At 54.3% G+C, this 19498-nt stretch carries 10 protein-coding genes and 1 tRNA gene; 1 reads left to right on the forward strand and 10 read right to left on the reverse strand.

The annotated features are described in order from the left end of the window. The 6 genes from HZA73_00645 to HZA73_00670 form a co-directional block, all read right to left on the reverse strand. The coding region (locus tag HZA73_00645; GenBank protein ID MBI5804532.1) for a S8 family serine peptidase at positions 1-2658 on the reverse strand (2658 nt) is incomplete at its 3' end. 301 nt (positions 2659-2959) lie between these two features. Continuing rightward, positions 2960-3160: a hypothetical protein gene (locus tag HZA73_00650; protein ID MBI5804533.1), complete on the reverse strand. Its 201-nt coding sequence runs from the start codon at positions 3158-3160 to the stop codon at positions 2960-2962. 104 nt (positions 3161-3264) lie between these two features. Continuing rightward, positions 3265-4653 (reverse strand): immune inhibitor A, encoded by a 1389-nt coding sequence (locus HZA73_00655; protein ID MBI5804534.1) that lies wholly within the window; start codon positions 4651-4653, stop codon positions 3265-3267. Positions 4654-4655: 2 nt separating this feature from the next. After that, on the reverse strand, positions 4656-5348 hold the full coding sequence (locus HZA73_00660) for an immune inhibitor A (GenBank protein MBI5804535.1): 693 nt from the start codon (positions 5346-5348) through the stop codon (positions 4656-4658). Positions 5349-5445: 97 nt separating this feature from the next. Then, positions 5446-9408: an immune inhibitor A gene (locus HZA73_00665; protein ID MBI5804536.1), complete on the reverse strand. Its 3963-nt coding sequence runs from the start codon at positions 9406-9408 to the stop codon at positions 5446-5448. Positions 9409-9834: 426 nt separating this feature from the next. After that, positions 9835-12726, reverse strand: coding sequence for an AAA family ATPase (locus HZA73_00670; protein ID MBI5804537.1), 2892 nt, complete (start codon positions 12724-12726; stop codon positions 9835-9837). Between the two features lie 167 nt (positions 12727-12893). On the opposite strand from HZA73_00670, the gene HZA73_00675 reads away from it, so the two are divergent. Continuing rightward, a tRNA-Arg gene (locus HZA73_00675) sits at positions 12894-12970 on the forward strand. A 71-nt stretch (positions 12971-13041) separates the two neighbouring features. Here the strand turns inward: HZA73_00675 and HZA73_00680 are convergent. The 4 genes from HZA73_00680 to HZA73_00695 all read right to left on the reverse strand — a co-directional run. After that, positions 13042-15381: a M28 family peptidase gene (locus HZA73_00680; protein MBI5804538.1), complete on the reverse strand. Its 2340-nt coding sequence runs from the start codon at positions 15379-15381 to the stop codon at positions 13042-13044. A gap of 5 nt (positions 15382-15386) precedes the next feature. Further along, positions 15387-16070: a 4'-phosphopantetheinyl transferase superfamily protein gene (locus HZA73_00685; protein MBI5804539.1), complete on the reverse strand. Its 684-nt coding sequence runs from the start codon at positions 16068-16070 to the stop codon at positions 15387-15389. A 20-nt stretch (positions 16071-16090) separates the two neighbouring features. Beyond that, positions 16091-16795, reverse strand: coding sequence for a thioesterase (locus HZA73_00690; protein MBI5804540.1), 705 nt, complete (start codon positions 16793-16795; stop codon positions 16091-16093). Further along, positions 16795-19498 (reverse strand): amino acid adenylation domain-containing protein (locus tag HZA73_00695; protein ID MBI5804541.1); only part of this gene is annotated, 2704 nt, incomplete at its 5' end. The genes HZA73_00695 and HZA73_00690, both read right to left, overlap by 1 nt.

Raw genomic sequence — 19498 nt, forward strand, 5'->3', positions numbered from 1 at the left:
GCTGGTGTTCCCAGATCTTTTAAGGGCAAAGCTGATGTTGGTGCTGCCAATCGTCGGGTTCGGTATGCTCTGGGCCAGCATATAGGCGGCCGGGATGTCCCCGCCAAAGCCTATGCTCATCGGACCGTAGTACGTTGTGCTGCCGTTGGCGCCGATCTCGGCCAGGCGGTAATAATACTCGCCCTTGGCGGTGATGGTATTGTCGGTATAACTGTAATTCTTCGGCTGGGAGGTTGTTCCACCTCCGTCAACCTTGCCCACGGTGACAAAGCCCTGATCGGCATTTTCCGACCGCTCAATTTCCCAGCGCAAACATTCCTGTTCGCTCTCGGTCCGCCAGGTAAGGTTCACCCCGTCGGAGGAAGCCATCAGGTTCATGCCGGCAAAGCTGACCGCCAGGGCGTCCCGGAAGTTGGTACTGGAGATGATGTCGCCGGCGGCGGTGATGGCAAAAGGCTGGGGCCCGCGGTTGATGGCGGCGGCGGTGACGGTTACGGTAAAGGTTCTGCTGGCCTTGGAGGAGGCCGGGGCCAGCCAGACCACTTCTTCCGGGTTCACTGTATCGGCAGTGCCGCCGGTGATGGAAAAGCCGTTGCTGGCCGGCTGGCCAAAGACATTGCCCAAGTATGTGTTGGTGCCATCGGTCACGGTCAGGTTAAGATTGTTGACCGAGATGTCGGTGCTGGGCGAGGCCGAAGGATAATCGTAATAAGCTAATACTATCTTTAAGGGCTCGGTGGTGGAAGTGCCGGTGCTGATGGTATAGGAATAGGTCTGCCCGGTGGTGGTGAAGGTCTTGGCATCGTCTATCTTCAGCTTGCGGGCGTCGCCCGAGAAATAGAGAGCGTCATCCAGCACCACTCCGCCCCAGCCCTGGCCCTGCGAAGGCACGTTCTGGGTTCCGGTCTGGCCGATGGCGTCTATGGAATAGGCACCGTTAAAGTTCCGGGTAGCCAGCATCATCAGCGATTTGATCAAGGCTCCTTTGGGAGCGGCAATGGCGTCTCCGGCCACCTTGGTTCCGGTCTTCCACCAACCCTCGGTAAGATACTGCCGCACCTGGGCTCCCATGCCGGCCATGGTGGGAGTGGACATGGAAGTTCCGCCCATGGTTACAATGCCGGTGTTGTTTGTGGTCAAACTGCCGTCAGAATCCACCGACCAAATGTACCATCCGCCGCAACCCAGTATGGCCGGCCTCCTCAGGCCCTCGTCGGTCGGACCGTGGGAGGAAAACTCGGCCACATCCAAAAGTTCATTGCGGTCGGCAGTACCGTTGACCGCCCAGGTGGTGGCGGTGGAGCCGAATCCTGATTCGCTGGCGCCAACGCAGACGATGTTCTTGGAAGTAGCTGGCGAGTTTACCCGGTCTCCCGAAGTATTGTCGTTACCGGCAGAACGGAACATCACCAGGTCCTGGTGAGCCCAGGCCACGGTATCAAGCTGGCGGCAGTTTATGGTATAACTAGAGGCCCCGCCGGCGCTTTGCCCCCAGGAGGAAGAAGTAACCCTGGCCCCGGCGTTGTATTCCCAGATGTATATGTCGGCATAGTTGGTGGGCAATACCAAGGCATCGCTGGCTCCGCCGATATCGGTAAAGGCTATCCGGCATTTGGGGGCCATTCCCATGGCCCGGGGCAGTGAGGCTTGGGTGGTCAGCCATCCCAGGCTGTCGGCGCCGATTGAGCCGCTGGTATGGCTGCCGTGACCGGAAGAGGTCAGGTCGAAGGTATCGGCATGAACATTGTAGGAAACTATTTTTCGGTGGGCGTTTTGAAAATCAACTATGGTGTCTTTGTTCTTGTCATATAAAGGTTTTAATGAAGCATCCCGGAAATAGATGTTGTCCCAGTCCATGCCGGTATCATCGTCTCCTACAATCTGGCCCTGGCCGTACAATCCGCGTTTGTAAATGGGCATTTTCAGGGAATCGTCGGCGGTATTGTTGGTCAGCTTTGATTTCCAGGAATCAGCGGCCGCCCTCATGCCGGTGGAGTCCAAGCTCTGGTTGATCCAGCGGCTCCAGGCGTTGTGCAGGGTAGGCTGAAAATAGCGTTCAACCCAGTAAACCTCGGGATAATTGGCGATCTCTTTGGCGATCTCTATTGACTGGTCGGCTGGAATGGATACCTGTACTATGTTCTCGCCGTGCTGAAGGTAGCGGACTTCTTTCTTGGCGGTGATCCGTTCTCTGACCGGTTTGGCGTCGGCCACTTCAAAGGTAACGATGTTCAGCATGATCCGTCCCGGCTCATCCAATGAATATGGGGTTGGAGCTTCCAGCAATTTGGGGCTGATGCGGAAAGCCGGCTGGTTGTATCCCACAAACTGGACCATGGGCATCTTTTCCACTACAGCCTTCACCTGGGGGGTCATTTTAACGATGTGGGCATAGTTGGGGAGGTAGTCAAAAACCTTGCCCCCGGCCCGCACCACCTGGTCGCGCCAGGCGTCCAGCACCGGACCGGTGAACTGAACGATGTAATAGTCCGGACCGTCGGCCTTGGCCGTCCGCTCCAGACCCAGGTTCTTGTAGGAAGGCATTCCGCTTTTGGTGGAGAAAGCGCCGATCCGCATCTTTAGAACGCTGGGATCGGTAGCCAGTGCCTGGGAAACGGCCAATACCAGGATGAAGATTACCGACAGAGCTCGTTTCATTGAATGTTGTCCTCTATGTTAAATTTTAGTTAATGACTTAAACAGACCTGGGAACCTGCCCACTAAAAGGCACGAAATAACACTGACAATCTATAACGATTTAGCCACAAAAAGCACAAATGGCACAAATCTCGTTATTCGTTAATGTAAAATGTTTACACTGAACAGGCAAATTTGTAAAATAAAATCTGCGTGAATCTGCTAAATCTGCGGATATTCGCGTCCCATTATGGTACCTACTCCGCCGGATTGCGCATAGGTGTCTGAGTGGCCGCCGCAGGCGGGTTTATCGAAGACACCTCTACTCCGCCGGGTCCAGCTCCTGTACCTGAAGCGCCCGGTGCACCTCGTCATGGGTGGTGTGCCCCAGGTCCACCAGGCACTCGCCGATGCGCTTTCCCGTCCCCTGCATCTGCTGCCAACGGGCCTTGTTGATGTGTTCCAAGGTTACATAACCCAGGGAGACCATTATCTCACCGATGATTTTTCGTCTTTTGGCCATTTTCTTTAAGGTTATAAATGTAATATTATACAAACGGGCCCCGGTCAAAAGCCATTTATTCAAGCTGGGACCCGTCTGCAGTTTATCAAGAATAACTTGGACCGCTATCGCAGGATGGTTATTTTTTTGGTGGCAGTGAAATTACCGGAAACTAATTTATAGAAATACACTCCATTGGCTGATAACTTTCCCTGACGGTCCTTGCCGTTCCACATTGCCGGATGCATGCCTGCTTCTTTCCACCCTTCGCTCAGCGTCTGCACTTCCATTCCAAGCAGGTTATAGACCTTGATGCTGGTCTGTCCAGCTTGCTTTAGGGAATATTTAAAACTGACCCCGCCCTGGGATGGATTGGGAAAAGCTGGCATTAGTGCGTATCCCAGCGCTGCTGGGCCTGGCTTAATATAGCTGACCTCCAGCGGACCGAAAGAATTCTGGTCGCCCGAAGCATCAGACTGGATCAACCGATAGTAATAAACTCCCGAGGTCAGTTCCGGGGAGTAGTCGGTAAAACTGTAATCATGGGCGGTGTTGGTGGTGCCGTAGGAAGGCAGGTTAGCAACGGTCTGGTAATTCTCCGCCGGACCATTTGTACGTTCAATAGCCCAAGCATAGCTTTCCATTTCGCTTTCGGTCCGCCAGTTCAGGGTAATGCCGTACTGCCCGGTAGTCGCTGTGAACTGGGAAAGGTTCACCCCCAAAGGCCCGGCCGGGATCACATATAATGTGCAGAGCATGGCTTTGGCTATGTCCCCGCTCTTGCCGGCCGCCGGTATCTTTCGGATCGCTGTCCCTGAACGGCTGGTGCCGTTGTTGAGATAGGTGATGGGGTACGCGGTACCTGTGCTGTCGAAATTGGCCTGGTTGGTGCTGTTCCACATGTCTGCGGCATCGCCCCGGTTAGTGCCGTTATATAATTCCGAAACATAGGTAGCCGCAGTTTGGTCGGTTTCCTCCAAGGCCACGCCCAAGGCCCGCGATCCGGCATTATTTACCGTATTGGCATTCAGATAGGTAGTCGTAGTATATGTACTATCGATATGGTATATGGCCAGACCAGAGCTGTAAATATTCTGGTCCCAAGCCACTCCGCTGACCGGGCCGGTGGCGGCAGACCGACGATCCTCTATCAGCCAGAACTGGGTGTTGGTCAGAAGGCCAAGCTTGGAAACCCTGGCGGTAGTGCGGTGGGAATCGGACAGTGTGGCGCTGAAATTGTATGATCCGTTCTGGGTGACATTAAAAGGCACTATCCAGCCCAAAAACCTCTTGCACCATACATCCAGACATACCGGAGTAGCGTTTGTCAAACCATTACCACCCCAGGAACCGGCGGCCATAGCTGACCAGTTGCCTAATCCTTCACCGTAACCACCAGTGTCGTAAAGATCCGGTAACCCCAAGGCATGTCCGAATTCGTGGCAAAATACACCGCACCCGATGATCTCAACCGTTCCGCTGTTGCCGTCGCCGTAAACGGTCTTTTCGGGCATTATTATATATTTATCCGGACATTTTTTCCGCGCGAGTTCACATCTCCGGTAACATACGGGACACCACCTGTAAAGCCGGTAAGCCAAAAACTATGCGAATGGATATCAGCATTTAATCCGGTTTCTTCGCGTCCCCTTCCGGCATGAATAACCCACAAAACATCTACGGTATCATCATTATTGGAATCAAAACTGGGATTGGCAAAATTAACAGCAGCATCGCAGGCTTGAAGCGTTTTTAGAATGAACTCATAGGTGTTTTTGGTTGTGCCGTCTGTCAAACCTCCAGCGTTATTTCCGAAGTAAGCCCTGGTATTGCCACTGGAGACCCAGTTAAACACGCTGCCCGAACAGCTCATGGCATTATAGGACATATCCCGATAATAGTTATTAACCGACTTTACCCCGGCACCAGTATTGAACAGATTAGTTTGCATCGCGGCATTGGTATAGATATGCACAGTATCGGTAAAATCGCCGGTAACCACCGGATAATTGCGATTTCCCGATATTTTTGTCCTGCCAAGTTTGATCTCACTCTGCAAGATTCCGTTCTTCGGGGAATCAATGCCCAGTTTTTGCATCAATTCCATTTGTTCTTTATCCAGAACAATCCCCTCCCGGGGCGGCATGGCTTGCAATAACCCTGTTGTCAGGAAAAGACACATAAACAACGTTGTCATAATTTTATTCATTTTAGTGTCCCTCCTTCCTTACTTTAAAGTTTTCCCCCCCTTACATCAAACCCCCCTGCCAAAGGCGGGGGGGTTTGATATGTAAAAAGCTAAACGATTACTTAAGCACCGTAAGCTTTTTGGTGGACTGGAACTCGCCCGAGATCAGCTTGTAGAAGTAGATGCCGTTGGAAACCTGGCGGCCGTTGTCATCAGTTCCATTCCAGGTAACGGTGTAGAAACCGGCCTTGCGGGTATCGTTGGCCAGGGTCTTCACCTGCTCACCCAGCACGTTGTAGACCACTAGGCTGACCTTGCCCGGGTTCTTTAAGGCAAAGGCTACTTTGGTGGAATTGCGGCCGACCGGGTTAGGATAATTCTGGGACAATTCGTAAGCCACCGGGATCTTGCCTACGGTCTCTATCAGCTGGCCGGAGAGGCTTTGGTGACCATCGCTGTTGACATTGTACAGCTGGTAGTAATAGATGCCTTCAGCTTCCACCACATCGGTATGGCTGTAAGATTTGCCGTAGGGGTTGGTTCCGGCGCCGTCCAAAGTGGCCACATCCTGGTAATTCACGCCATCAACGGAACGCTTGATGATCCACTGGTAGTTGTTCAGTTCGGAAGCGGTGGCCCAGTTAAGAGTAACGCTGTTGTTGGAGGTTGCAGCCGCGAAACTGGTAAGCTCAACCGCCTTGGCGTCGGCGTTGACCGAGGCGCCCCATGATCCGCCGGTGTAATAGTTAGATGAGGTTACGGTGTAGACCCAGGCAGCCTTGCCGCCCTTGGCGCTGTTGTCGATAAAGCTGTCGGCCACGCCGGCTCCGTAACGGTGGGTGATGGTAGCCAGCAGGTCGCCGGATGTCGGGGGAGTGGTTGATCCCAGGACCTGCCTATACAGGTTGTACCGGAATACCTTCTGTTTGTCAACGTTGGCCTTGAACCACTTGATCTTATTGCTGGTGGCGGAAAGCGTGGTTACCTTGACGCTGTCGGGCGGGGTCGCTCCAACCAGGCCGGTGATGTCGATCTTGTAAACCTTGGCTTCGTCCATGGAGGCGCAATACAGATAGTGCCGGTTGCCCACCGCATAGGGAACATAGGCTGCTGTTCCCACCGGGGCGTAAGGAACTCCGGCCGAGTTGGTGGCTTCCATGGCCATGCCATAGGTGCCGTAGCTACCGTAGGTGGAAGGTCCGGGCATGATGTCAACCAATTGTCCATTGGTCGGGTTCCGGCGCATTAAATAGTTCATGAATACAGAGGAGGTCCAGATGCTGGAGCCGTCATTTTCCAAGGCCCGGCCGTTCCACCACTGGCCGCCATAGCTGGCGCCGTAAGCGGTCTCGTCCCAGCTGTATCCGGCCCGCTTTACTGCAGTTCCCGAGGCCGGCTTGCTTATTAACATCAGGGATTCGGAGAAAGCTTCGTAATTCTGCCAGTAAACCCACAAAGAGTCTCCGGAGATCGGGTCGGGTCCTATGGTGTCTATCACCGCCGGTCCAAAGGCCACGCCCCGGATGCGGAGCATCGGAGTTCCGCCCCAGGAAACGTTTGGCGCCCGGAAGAAGTTGTTTACGGTGGTGGACCTATTGAAACCGTAAACCGAGTCCTGCAGGGAGATCCAAAGCTGGCCTGAGTTGTCAATGTCTATACCGCCGGCATATTTGGTGGCCACATGGACCGAACCACGGTTATTGATGGAACGGATGGTATCGGCCGGAAGCAAGGGATTGTTGGTGGTGTTTTTGCCGACCGCATAAAGCCGGGAGGAAAAAGTGGCATGGTCCAGGTTGGCGTTGCTGACGAACACGGTGTCTGCTAATACCGCCACCGAGCTGGGCATTATCCGCCAGTCCCAAGTGGTTCCGCCCACCCGAAGGTTCTGGAAGTCGTAGGTCTTGACCACCACCAGGCCGCTGATCCTCTGGGTGAAATAGCTGATGGTATTATAGGCGGGAGTGGTGCTACGGAATGCGACCGCAAAGGTTATGTCGAAGAACTTGGGGGCGTCCTTGTTGATGGCCACCGCAAAGGACAGACTCTGGCCGCTGCCGTTGGCAACTATGGCTCCGCCGCCTACCGCTTTCCAGCCGGGGTTGGTAACTGTGGCCCACTGTTCCCCGTCCACTACATACAATGAACAGGCCGCGCCGGCTGTGATAGCCACGCCGGTATTGCGCAGGGTAACTTTAACCGAGTCGTATTCCCAGGGATCGAATATGGAATTGTTGTTGTTGGCGGTATAAAGCAGAACCGGATCCAACACCACCGATGACTGGTAGCCCACCAGCGGAGTAGCGGCCGCCAGGCCGGTCCGAGCCACTTTAAATGTCATGGTGGGTCCTTCATCGGAGACGTCGTATATCCAGGGACCGTTACCGCCGCCGTTGCCGGTGCCGCGGTTGGTCTTACAGTTGGGGATGGTCAACGAGTCTATGGCGTTCTCGGCATATCCTCCGGGGCTTACATCCTGAGCCGAATAGGCGGCATTTGCGCACTGGCGCGGAAAAAGACTGTCACCTGCGGCATAGGCGGTGTTGGGATTGATGCCGGGCTGTTCCACCCAGGAATAATAGTATTTTACAGTAGGCGGACCGTCGTTAAAACGCGAGCCTCCGCCCATCCGGGTATCCAAGTGGGTAACGATGATTCCATTCTCGGGCAAGCCCTCTTCGTAGGGTGGGGTGCGGTTCCGCAGTTCCACCAGGAACACCTGGGCGGAATCACGGAAGGCATTGTTGCGGACGCGCCACAACCGGATACCGCTGGTAACATGGCCCCGGCGGGCCTCTCCGGCGGAATCAAGTGCGCAGATGGTGTACTGGCCGTCGCCGCGGTAAAGGCTGGAGATGGAATCGGTGTTGCCCACAGCACCGGCGGTCAACCAGCCGTCCACGCCGGTCTCAATGTGGCCGTCCACGTCATACTGCAGGTGGCCGCCGGGGAAGGCCGGCTTGTCGCCGCCCAGGTTGCCGTTGTAGGAGCCGTTGTCCATCAAGGACCATTCGCCCCAGGGGGTGCCGGAATAACCGTAGTCGTAAAGGTCCGGTCCGCCTATCTGGTGGAACATCTCATGGCAGAACACGCCCAGTTGGCCGTTCTGGGGGCAGGCGATCAGCTCGGTTATGGTGACGCCATCGCGGGTGCCGAAACTGCCGGTCATGGACATCGACCAGATGTCTTTGGTATCGCTGGATTCTTCCTGCCCCGGACCTGGGTGGACCAGGATCAGGCCGTCGGCCACTCCGTTGTTGTCGTTGTCGTAATCAACCGTGGCATCGGCGCCGTTCAGGGCCGGTGTATAATAGGTGGAGGACGGGGCGTCAGCACTGACGCTGGCCAGTCTGGTGATGCCGGTGGCCACTACTGCGGAAACCGAACCGAACCACCAGCATTTGTTCATGGTGAAATCTTTGTAGAAGTTGCTCATGGAGCCTACTATTGAAGAGTCTGGCACATAGGGGGAAATTGAGTCGCCGTAGGCCAGGAAGTTGAACCAGTTGGTGAGCGCCAAATTGTGATTGTTGGCGGCAGTATGGTCATACGGAAATGGGGTGTAGGGGTTTTGGCCGGCCTTTTCGGTTCCGGCGTACCAGGCAAAGGTGCTGTCCGAGAAGTCTCCCAGCACCACGTTCATATACTGTCTTCCGCTGGCGGCCTTGGCGGCAGAAAGCTTGGTCTGGTCCTTTCCATACAGGAAGTCAGTGGACATTTTGTGGCGTTTTTCCACCGAGAAGTTGATGACCTTGCCGGCGTTCTGGGGCAGGGCCTGCACCGCATCGGCGCTGGGTCTTAAATGCAGAGCGTAGTCGCAGGCGCTTTTACCGACCACCAGATTGGTGGCTACCAATAAGCCATTCTCCTGCTTGGCATAGGTCCAATAGCCTTTTTCATTCTGCACAATGGAGTAACCATCAGCCGTTTCGGCAAAATGGAAGTGCTCATCGCCCTTTAACGTAGCTTGAAATTTGCTTCCGTCGGGCTGGGTGAGTGTACGCGGCCGGGGATTGGCTGGAATGGCAAAGGCATTGGCTGCCAAAACCACTAAAGCCAGAACCACTAACCATTTGGACATGCTCTTCATGTTTTTCTCCTGTTTATGAATTAGTTTGTATTTATGATTTCTGTTTTACTTAAATATGCAATTAATATACCAAACCTCAAATAGAATAATACATGTTTTCTAAGCTATTGATTTGTTTGCAGTTAGTTATACAGCAATTTTTAATAAAGACATTGTTTATACTATAATAATTCATCAAAAATGCAATATTTTACCGTTTGTTTTGTGACATTATTGATTTGCAATGATTTACTGAGATGTATTTTTTGCACTTTGCGCTAAAATGATGTAAAATTTAACTACATAGCCACGACCTTAAGGTCGTGGCTATGTAGACCATTAGTGAAAAATTTATAGGGCAATTGTTGAATTGCTCCTAAATAACCCCCGTTAAATAACCTTGAAATAAATCCGCGTCAATCCGCGTCCCGGTTCTCGCTATTTCGCTCCCAGCGCCTTTTTGTCCTCCTCGGCCTTGATCTCCTCTTCTATCCTTCTGGTCAGCTCCGGCAGCATTCCAGCCTCCACCATCTTGTCAAATATCTCCAGCGACCGGTCGTAGTGGGCCAGGGCCTCCTGGTTGGCATAGACCTTTTTGGCCTTGTCCCCGGCCTCCACCGAATAGAAGAAGGCCGGCTCCCAGTTGTTGGCGTGATAGTAATGGTGGGCCAGCAGGCCGAAGGCTTCCTCGATCTTGTCCTGGTGGATCTCCTCCAGCTGGTCGCCGATGGTGTTGTGCAGCTCGCGCCGCTTGGCAAAGGGCAGGCTGTCGTAGGCCACTTCCTGGGTCATGATGTGCTTGAAAAGGTAGGCGTCATCGCCTTCCATCAGCACCAGGTCAAAGCGGTTGAGGTCGGCCAGCACCGTCTTGATCTGCTCCTTTTTGGGGTAGATGCCGGACAGCAGGTTAAAGTTGAACTCCCGCCCGATCACCGAAGCGAACTGCAGCACCTCCTTGGTTTCGTAGCTTAAGCGGTCCACCCGGCTCTTGATGACCCCCTGGACGGTGTCGGGGATGTTGACGTTGCGGACCTCGGAATCTATCACCTGCCACTTGCCGTCTTTTTCGTCCACCACCTTCTGCTCGATCAGCGACTTTACCACTTCTTCCACGAAGAAAGGGTTGCCCTGGGATTTTTTAAGGATCAGGGCCTCCAGCTCCGGCGGCATCCCTTCGATGGCCAAAAGCGACCGCACTAATTCCAAACTCTCCTCCGGGGTCAGTTCTTTCAAGCTGATTCCGTGGTGGTAATCCTTGGCGGCAAATTCGTGCTGGGTCTCCAGCGGCCGGTAGACCAGGCACAATAGAATTGCCTTATCACCGATGTTGCGGGCCAGATAATTTAGCAGTTCCATGGAAGCGCTGTCGGCCCAATGCAGATCCTCCAATATCAGCATCAGCGGTTCCTGGGAGGCGCCCCATCCGGCCAGATCCAGCACCAGGTCAAACAACCTCTGCTGGCGCAGCTTGGCGTCCAGCGATTTGGTGAGCTGGGTCTCGGGCATCTGGACCCCGGTGACCTCGCCCAGGATGGGGGCCCAATCCTTAAGCTGGGGATCTATTATGGCCAGGGCCTTTTCAATTTTCTGGGCCTTCTGCTCCGGGCTGTCGGTCTTTTTAAGCCCCAGGTAGGCCTCCAGCAGTTCGGACCAGGGCAGGTAACTGATAGCCTGGCCGTAAGACTGGCAGCTGCCGCCGAACAGGCTGTAGCCGTGCTCCATCCAGCGGCTGGTGAGATCGCGGGTCAGGCGCGACTTGCCGATGCCGGCTTCGCCCACTATGGAAACTATCTGGCCTTTGCCCAAAAGCGTCTTATCGACAGCCTGGTTCAAAAGCTCCCGTTCCTGGTTGCGACCCACTATGGCTTTGGACTCGGAGATCCACTTGGCGAATATGTCGTCGCCGCCCTCCTTTTTTCCGGTGACCTTGAAGATGCTGATGGGATGGACCTTGCCCTTGAACTGGCGCTCGCCCAACGGGTCGGCCGTAAATTTGTTCTTGCACTTGCGGTGAGTGGCCTCGGTCACCAGCAGTTCCTCTTCGCTGGCCGAGGCCATCAGCCGGGCGGCCAGGTTCACCTCGTCGCCCATGGCGGTGTATTCCCGGCGGACCGCCGAGCCCACCGTCCCGGCAAACACATAGCCCGAGTTGATCCCGAATTTCTGGTGCATTCCGCTGTAGGAGAATTCCTGGTGCGAAAGCATCTCCAGCCCGCACAGGGCGGCCCGGATCTCGTCGTCCTCGTGGGACTGGGGAGCGCCGAACAGGATCAAAGCCCGCTGGCCGTTCTGTCCGGAATCTATTTTATTGATGTGACCGTCGTATGATTTCACCGTCTGCTGCAGCACCTGGTAATAGTTCTGCAGTTTGGCCACCGCGCTGGCGTCGTTGTCAAAATCCAGGCCGGAGAAACTGAGGAACAGAACGGTGGCCCTGGTATGCTCCCCGCTCTGGGCTCCGGACTTGTGGTCGGTGATCAGCCGCTGGAAAAGCCAGGGCGGCAGGAAAGCCGCCAAATCCTGGATCTTCCGGGCCAAAGTTTCCGGGTTCTGTTCGCCGCCGTCCTGCTGTTCGTGCCCGGCCGGGGATTGGCCGGTCAGTTCCTGCAGATGGAAAGAATCTTCGGCCTTCTTTTCGGTCCTGACCGAACCGGCTAAAGCCTGCTGCATCTCTTTGGATATCAGTATCTGGCCCGCCTCGGCCTCGTCCTCCAGCCGGGCGGCAGTGGCGGCCGATTGGCCGGCCAGCAGGTACTGCAGACCGTCGGCCTGGTTGCCCACCTGACAGGCGGTGAAGCTTCCGGTATGCAGGGCCAGGTGCAACCCCACCGGGAACGAGCCGATGGAGGTCTTGACCTCGGCGAAATTCTTGACGAACTCGGCCATCTCCCAAGCGGCCTGGGCGGACCGGCGTTCCTTGCCGGCGGATTCGCCCGGAAGGGGTTCAAAGATGACGGTGATGGAATCTCCGCCGAAGCGGACCAGGTCGCCCCCGTATTTAAGGGTGATCTTGATAAGCGGCGAAAAATAGCTGTTGATGATGTTGGTGACCTCTTCGGCCCCCTCCTTGCCGGTGCGGGACAGCCTCTCCGACAAAGTGGTGAACCCGGAGACGTCGGCCAGCAGGATGGCGGCGGAAAGCTTTTCTCCCTTGCCCAGTCCCTGCAGCCTGCCATGCAGGCCCCGGGGGAGATAGGGGGACAAGGATCCAAACAGTTTTTTCAGTTTTTCGGTGGCCTGCTTGGCTTCTTCGCCCGAAAGCTTTCCGCCCTCAAGCTTTTCTGCCAAAGGCTGTCCCAGATATCTTACCAGGCTGGCTTCAAGTTTCATTTATCGGAATCTCCCCCAAAATAATTTGTTTGATTTCTATTGTATCAATTAAAATCCAAAATTACAAGCATTTTTGGAAAAAATATGCAAGGCTGGCTGTGACGAAGGATCAGCCATCAAATATCTTGACATAACGGCCCATTAATGGTTATAATTATATGATAAGTGCGCCCGTAGCCCAACTGGATAGAGCAACGGACTACGAATCCGTAGGTTAGAGGTTCGAATCCTCTCGGGCGCACCAGTTATGAAAAAAACACCTTTGGCCGTATTGTGCCAAAGGTGTTTTTTCATATGGGTCGGATCAAATAAATATCATAGATGATGAATCTTAGTCACAAAAACAGCGTTACCGAATCCTACCGGCGCGGGAGTTATATAAGCAGGCCGCGGTTTGACCTTGTAACCCGGAAATGATTCGAACCCCTCGGTCCGGTCGGTCACACTGATATCGACCGGGCAGTGTTTTTTCAATAGAACGGATATTACAACGCCGGTTACCGGGGGTTTATAACAGTCTATGGACCAGGCTGTGGGCGCAGCGGATTGATTGCCGGTATTGACGCGGACTGTTTTCCCGTCAATGGTGCATTCCAGCAATTCTGCCTCCTGGTTGATTGATACATATATTACCAAGGCCTGGCGTACGGTCTTTATCCGGAAGCTGAGCCGGCGGAAACCTAACGTGTCCCTGTCTTCAAGAACTTTCATCTCCGGGGCAGGCAGGGGAAAGACCGGAGCCGGGGCTGCCAGAAATTCCCTGGCCCTGACAGCTGGCAGATAGTTTTCGATCCGTCTTCGGCCCGGTTGCGGACCAAAGAATTCTATTGTCCACTCATCTGGCTTTTGATCGGAACTGGCCCAGATCGCCGAGGAACTGTCGGCGTTAAGGCAGTAGAAAAGGACATCCTCCCTGGGAAAATCCTTTTCAGCATTCAGGCGAAAGCATTCCAGCCCCGTCAGAATCAAGAACAGTACGAACAGAGATACCCCAAAAATCATGCTTCTTTTTTTACTGACCATCAGAACCATTTGAACCAGCGGCCCGGAAAAGAGAATGGCCGGAACTATCAGCAACCCGGCAAGCTCCAGAGTCATGGCCGTAAAGACCAGGTACAGGGCAGGCGCTGCCAGGACCAAGGCCGGCCCGGCCCAAAGGGCAAAGGCTGCAGTGATTGAGGTTTCTATGGGAATGGACCTCGACTCAAGCATCATCAGGCTCAGCCCGGCCAGCCCGCCCAGCAGGGGCCAGGCAAAAAGATAGCTGGCCCCCGGGGCCCACAGGCTGGCCGCCGCCAGGAACAACATGATCCAAAATAACCATCCGGCCATCAGGTTTTTCAGCCCGGTCTTTCCGGCGGCCCATCTCTGCACTAAAGCGGTTAGTGAAAGTCCCAGCAGGACAATGGCTGCGGAAAGCGGTTTGTTCCAGAACAATTTTAAACTGCCGGGCTGGATTCCCTTCAGTAATTGCCACAAAAAATGCGCCGCGACAGATGCCACTATAATGCTCAAGAGTGCTGCCAGAGATCCTCCCAATACCCCTTTAATTGATAATGTTTTTTTCATCACTCCCCATATCAGCAGCAGGAAAAACAAGAGGATAATGCAGACTACCAATAGCGTGGCCGCCTGCCGGGAATAGACCGCTAAACCGTACCAGGGCAGACTGAAAAAAACCGCATCACTCTGAAGCCGGAGACGGCTTAGGTCTTCGTCCCCCTGGCTGCGGACCAATCCCAAGGCATAATCGCCGTGATGCTGGAGACTGCGGTTATCCAGGCTGCCGGGGGTATCGAACATGTTGCTGTAGGCATAGGCCCCGTCGATGAAGGCAAAATTATAACCCGGACAAACGGCCTCTTTAAAAACATTAAAATCAGTGATGTTCCCCATCACCCGGTAAATCTCCTGTGAGAACGAATAGGCCAGGGGCCGCTTTACCGCCTTAGAGAATTCCTTTGCCAAGAGAAGATCGTTGCCGCAGGTTTGAAACATTATGGCCGGTCCGGTTACTCCCCTGGCCTCAAAATTCATGACCATTCCGATATTTTTGGCCCAAGGATGCTCCGAAATGAAAGCCCTGGCCCCCAAAAGGTCGGTCTCTTCACCGTCGCTGAAAAGAAAGATCACATCGTTCTTAAACCGGCGATCCAGGGACAGGGCCCGGGCCGTTTCCAGCAACGCAGCCACCGCTGCGCCATTGTCGCCGGCCCCGCAGGTGGTGGGTTCGGAATCGTAATGGGCCACCAGGACTATCGATCCGCCCCCGTTGGTGCCTTTTATCCTTCCGGCGATGTTGACCACTCTACCGGACACAGTTACCCTGCCTTCCGGGGAGAATGCCGTAGAGGTTTCCTGCCGCCTGGTCTCGATCCCCAGTAGCTTCAGTTCGGCCGTTATATACTCGGCCGTCAGGCTGTGTCCGGCCGATCCAATCGGCCGGGGGCTTTGGGATATGGCTTCCACATGCCTTAAGGCCCGGCCGGCCGAAAACAAGTCCGGGGCGGCGTTATCAGAAAGAGCTGGCGGGGGAGCCAAAGGAACCATCCCTATCCACAGGAAACCGGCGGCAATTATGAACATTGCGGCCACGGCCCGCAGGCGCCCGGCAGCTTTAGTAAAAAGGCTGGTTTTGCTTGAGGCTTTTTTCATTTGATCTAATTCCTGCCTATAAGTTCGTTGATATCCATTACCGTGACGGCATCGGGAAAGCCCGGGCTGCCGGCGCAAATTGAAAGTTTGTACCCTGGGTCAATTTTGTATTGCCTGAAATGCCAGGTTCCCGCCGCTGCCTGACACTTGAGGGATATGGCAGCGTGAGGGGACTTTTTTATTGTGAACGAACCCAGCGGCACCGAAAGACCCTTTCCCAGCGCTTTGATATAGCTTTCCTTAAGGGTCCACAGGTCGTAAAAATAAGCAATCCGTTCACCGGGTGATTTTCCCGTCAGGTCCCGGTGTTCTTGCTCGGAAAAATATCTTTGGGCTATGTCCAGGTCTATCTCCCGGATCTCTTCGATATCTATTCCCACCGGTTGCTTATCGAAGACCGCCGCCACCCATATCCCCGAATGCGTAAGGTTGAAGTGCAGACCTTCTGTGGTCAAAAGATACGGTTTTCCATATTCGCTTTTCCCAAATGCCAGTTGTTCCGGAGAAAGGCGGAGTTTATCGCCCAGTACGGCATTCCTCAACAAAATTGACACTAGGGCCCTTTCGGCATCCGCGCTCTGCCGGAAGGAACCTATGCGTTTGCTTTCCTCCCTGCTGGTTTTGGCCAGCAACTCCCGGAACAAGGGGTCAGGTATGGGTTCCGTGATTTTTACCGCCCAGATTTCCATTGCCCACCTATCTTTATACATTATTTTCCGGCCAGAGCCTGGTTGATAACGCCGGCCACGGCCTTGAAATTGTGATTGATGAAGAAATGTCCCCCGGATAACATCATCACCCGGAAATCCCCGGTGGTGTGCCTCTTCCACTCAGCCAGTTGCAGGGGTGTCATCTCGTCCCGGTCACCGCCCAGCACGGTCAGGGGAATACCCTTTAACTGGGCAGATTCCCGATGGCGGTAGAGTTCGGAGATCCTGAAGTCAGCCCTGAGTATCGGCAGGTAATAGCCGGAAAGCTCTTGATGCTGAAAAACCTCCTCCGGCGTCCCGCCCAATTCCATAACTTCCCGCTTGAAGTCCTCATCGGACATCTCATGCACCTGTTTTTCCTTGACCATAATATGCGGAGCCTGCTTACCCGATACGAAAAGGTGCTCCGGCATTTTTGCCCCGCCTGTTTGCAGGAGCCGGCAGGTTTCGTACCCGATTAACCCTCCCAGGCTGTGGCCAAGTATGGCAAATGACCCGTCGAATAAGGAAATCTTCCCGGCGATATCGGCTGCGGCATCTGCGATCGACCTGTAAAAGGTCTCCTGATGCCTGCATCCCCTGCCTGGGTATTCCATGGCATACAGTTCAATCCAACCGGCTAGGTGCTTTTTAAGCGGGGCAAAAACGGCGGCTGAACCTCCGGCATAGGGAAGGCAGACCAGCTTGATCTTTTCTCCCACCATCAGATGAACCTCACCTTGCGGCAATGAGTGAGCATTTTGGCAAATTGCGCCAGGCCAGGTTCTTCCCATCTAAAGCCTAGGCGCTTCAGGATCGCCGACGTCCCGATGCAGGTAACGTCGAAATATGTGGTTTGGGATTCCTCCAGCAGGTTCGAGTGTATCAGGATATTGGACACATCGTCGCGGTGCCTTTCGTCCCGGCTCTTTTCCTCCAGGGAATCCAGAAACAAGGGCACCGGCAGGACCTTGATCTGGATGCCGTTCCCGGCGAACCTTCCGGCGATGTCCTTGACGCTGATGTAATTGTCGTTCATTATATGATGGCACCTGTTCAGCAGGCCTTTTTTGCCGGACATTTCGACGATCGCCTGGGCCGCCTGGTCCACAAAGGTCAGATCCACGTTCCTGATGTCAAGGTCCGGCATGATACCCAATCGAATGAACGATCTCAGCATGATATAGAAGGCGTTATCGCCTATATTCTCCTGAAAACCTCCTGTTGCCGAATCGAAGGTAAGGTTGCCGGCCCGGAATATATTGAAATCCAGTCCCTGCCTGCCTGCGGCCAGCACCAGTTTCTCGGCCTCCAGTTTGCTCCTGACATAATAACCATCTATCTGCTGGCCGATATCTCCGAGATATTCGGTGAAGAGCACCGCTTCCCTTCCCTGAACGCTCCCGCTGCCCACGCTGGTGGTGGAGATGTGGTTGAAGACCTTTCTCCGGCCAGTCTTTGCAAGATCCAGCAGGTTCCTGGTGGCGGCGATATTGCCCCGGTAAAATGCCTGATATTCGCCGAAATGCTTGGTATAGGCTGCGGAATGTATGATGCAATCGATTTCCTGACACAGCACTTGATATTCTTTGGGATCCAAACCAAGATTCTCGGCCGCCAGGTCGCCGCTCAACACCCGGATGCGGGCACGATCCTTTTCCATGAGGCTGTCGCCGAAATAATGAGCCCACTTCTTTTTCAGCCTTTCTTCGGCCGCTGCATTATTCCCGGCCCTGATCAACACTGTGATATTACTGTCGCTTTTTTCCAGCAGCTCCCGGAGAATATACATGCCCAGATACCCGGTGGCACCGGTCAGCAGAGTGTTGCATGAATCGATCCGCGTCTCAATATCCAACCCGGTCTCTTCATCCAGATGAGCCCGGTATTTTTTTGCCTGTCCTTCCAGAGACCTGTTGATTCTGTCGTTCCTGTCGCCGTCCTGTTCCGCCGTTTCCCGCCTGATCCGGTCGAAATTCTGTTTCAAGTCGTGCTTCCTGGAAGCCAGAACATCTGCCAGTTTTTTAACAGTCCTGTTCTCGAAGATGTCGGTCAGGGTGACCTTGTATTTATCCGACAGCAGGGATACCAGTTTGACCGCCTTGATGGAGTCGCCTCCCAGCACGAAATAATCGTCGTTGACACTAACTTTTCCCAGGGACAATACTTTTTCCCAGGCTCCGGCAATGTCCTTCTCCGCCGCGGTAGACGGTTCCTGGAATTCTATTCCGGACCTGATCCTGTCCGAGGATTTCTTCAGCGACTCCCGGTCTAGTTTGCCGTGGGCGGTCAGGGGAAGCCTGTCCAATTGAACGTATGCCTGAGGTATCATGTGGTCGGGCAGGGCATCCGACAGGTGTTTTCTCATTTCGACAGCTGTCAGTTCCTGATCGGCGCAGATATAGGCGCACAGATATTTCTCGCCCGCCTCATCGCACAGCGCCAGCACGGCGTTTTCCCTGACGGCCGGATGTTTGGACAACAGCGCTTCTATCTCTCCCAATTCGATCCGGTAGCCCCTGATCTTAACCTGCTGGTCAATGCGGCCTATGAATTGTATGTTGCCATCCGGCATCCAGCGGGCCAGGTCTCCTGTGCGGTACATTCTATGTCCCGGCCATATTGGGCTTTCGGTGAATTTCTCGCCGGTCAGATCCGGCCGGCCCAGGTATCCCCGGGCCAAGCCTGCCCCGGAGATGCACAACTCACCGGGGATCCCCACCGGATTCAATTTTTCCCAGCGATCCAGTATCACCACTTTGTAATTGGCAATGGGACGGCCGATGGGAACGACCCCGCCTAATAAATTCTGACATTTGTATATTGTAGACGATATGGTCGCTTCGGTCGGCCCGTAATTGTTATAAATGACAGCTCCTTCGGACAAATGCGAAATATAATCCCATTTTAAGATATCTCCGCCGCACACATACGAGTGGACCGAGGCGATGGGCGGCATTTTGTTCATCTCGCTCAGGAAAAGCGGACTGACAAACACCATGGTCCCCTGGTTCTTTTTGATCAAATCCATAAAACCGTTCAGGTCCTGTGATTGGTCCTTTCCGGGAAGGATCAAAGTGGCCCCATTCAACAAGCCCCCGAAGAAGCCTTCGGCAAAAGCGTCAAAGGTAAATGCATGCTGTTCCACCAGCACATCGGATCTGCTCACTCCAGTCGTTTTGGTGAAGGCATGGATATAAGCGGTCACATTCCTATGTTCCACCATCACGCCTTTGGGCCTGCCGGTGGTGCCCGAGGTGTAGATCACATAGCACAGGTCGTCCGGACGGTTGATGTCCTCTATAGCTCCTTCGGGCATTCCCGCCGCAGCAGCTTCTTCTATCACCACCACTCTTCCATCGAACAACTCCCCAGCCTTATCACTTAACCCTCCCTGGGTCAGCAGCACCTTGGCCCGGCTGTCTTCC

It is taken from the genome of candidate division TA06 bacterium, from assembly GCA_016235665.1.
GTDB lineage: Bacteria > Edwardsbacteria > AC1 > AC1 > EtOH8 > UBA5202.

What these genes read in the sequence shown, in the direction of transcription:
- HZA73_00650 (MBI5804533.1), bottom strand. Translation starts at nt 3,160, where the DNA reads ATGGCCAAAAGACGAAAAATCATCGGTGAGATAATGGTCTCCCTGGGT.
- HZA73_00655 (MBI5804534.1), bottom strand. Translation starts at nt 4,653, where the DNA reads ATGCCCGAAAAGACCGTTTACGGCGACGGCAACAGCGGAACGGTTGAG.
- HZA73_00660 (MBI5804535.1), bottom strand. Translation starts at nt 5,348, where the DNA reads ATGAATAAAATTATGACAACGTTGTTTATGTGTCTTTTCCTGACAACA.
- HZA73_00665 (MBI5804536.1), bottom strand. Translation starts at nt 9,408, where the DNA reads ATGTCCAAATGGTTAGTGGTTCTGGCTTTAGTGGTTTTGGCAGCCAAT.
- HZA73_00670 (MBI5804537.1), bottom strand. Translation starts at nt 12,726, where the DNA reads ATGAAACTTGAAGCCAGCCTGGTAAGATATCTGGGACAGCCTTTGGCA.
- HZA73_00680 (MBI5804538.1), bottom strand. Translation starts at nt 15,381, where the DNA reads ATGAAAAAAGCCTCAAGCAAAACCAGCCTTTTTACTAAAGCTGCCGGG.
- HZA73_00685 (MBI5804539.1), bottom strand. Translation starts at nt 16,070, where the DNA reads ATGGAAATCTGGGCGGTAAAAATCACGGAACCCATACCTGACCCCTTG.
- HZA73_00690 (MBI5804540.1), bottom strand. Translation starts at nt 16,795, where the DNA reads ATGGTGGGAGAAAAGATCAAGCTGGTCTGCCTTCCCTATGCCGGAGGT.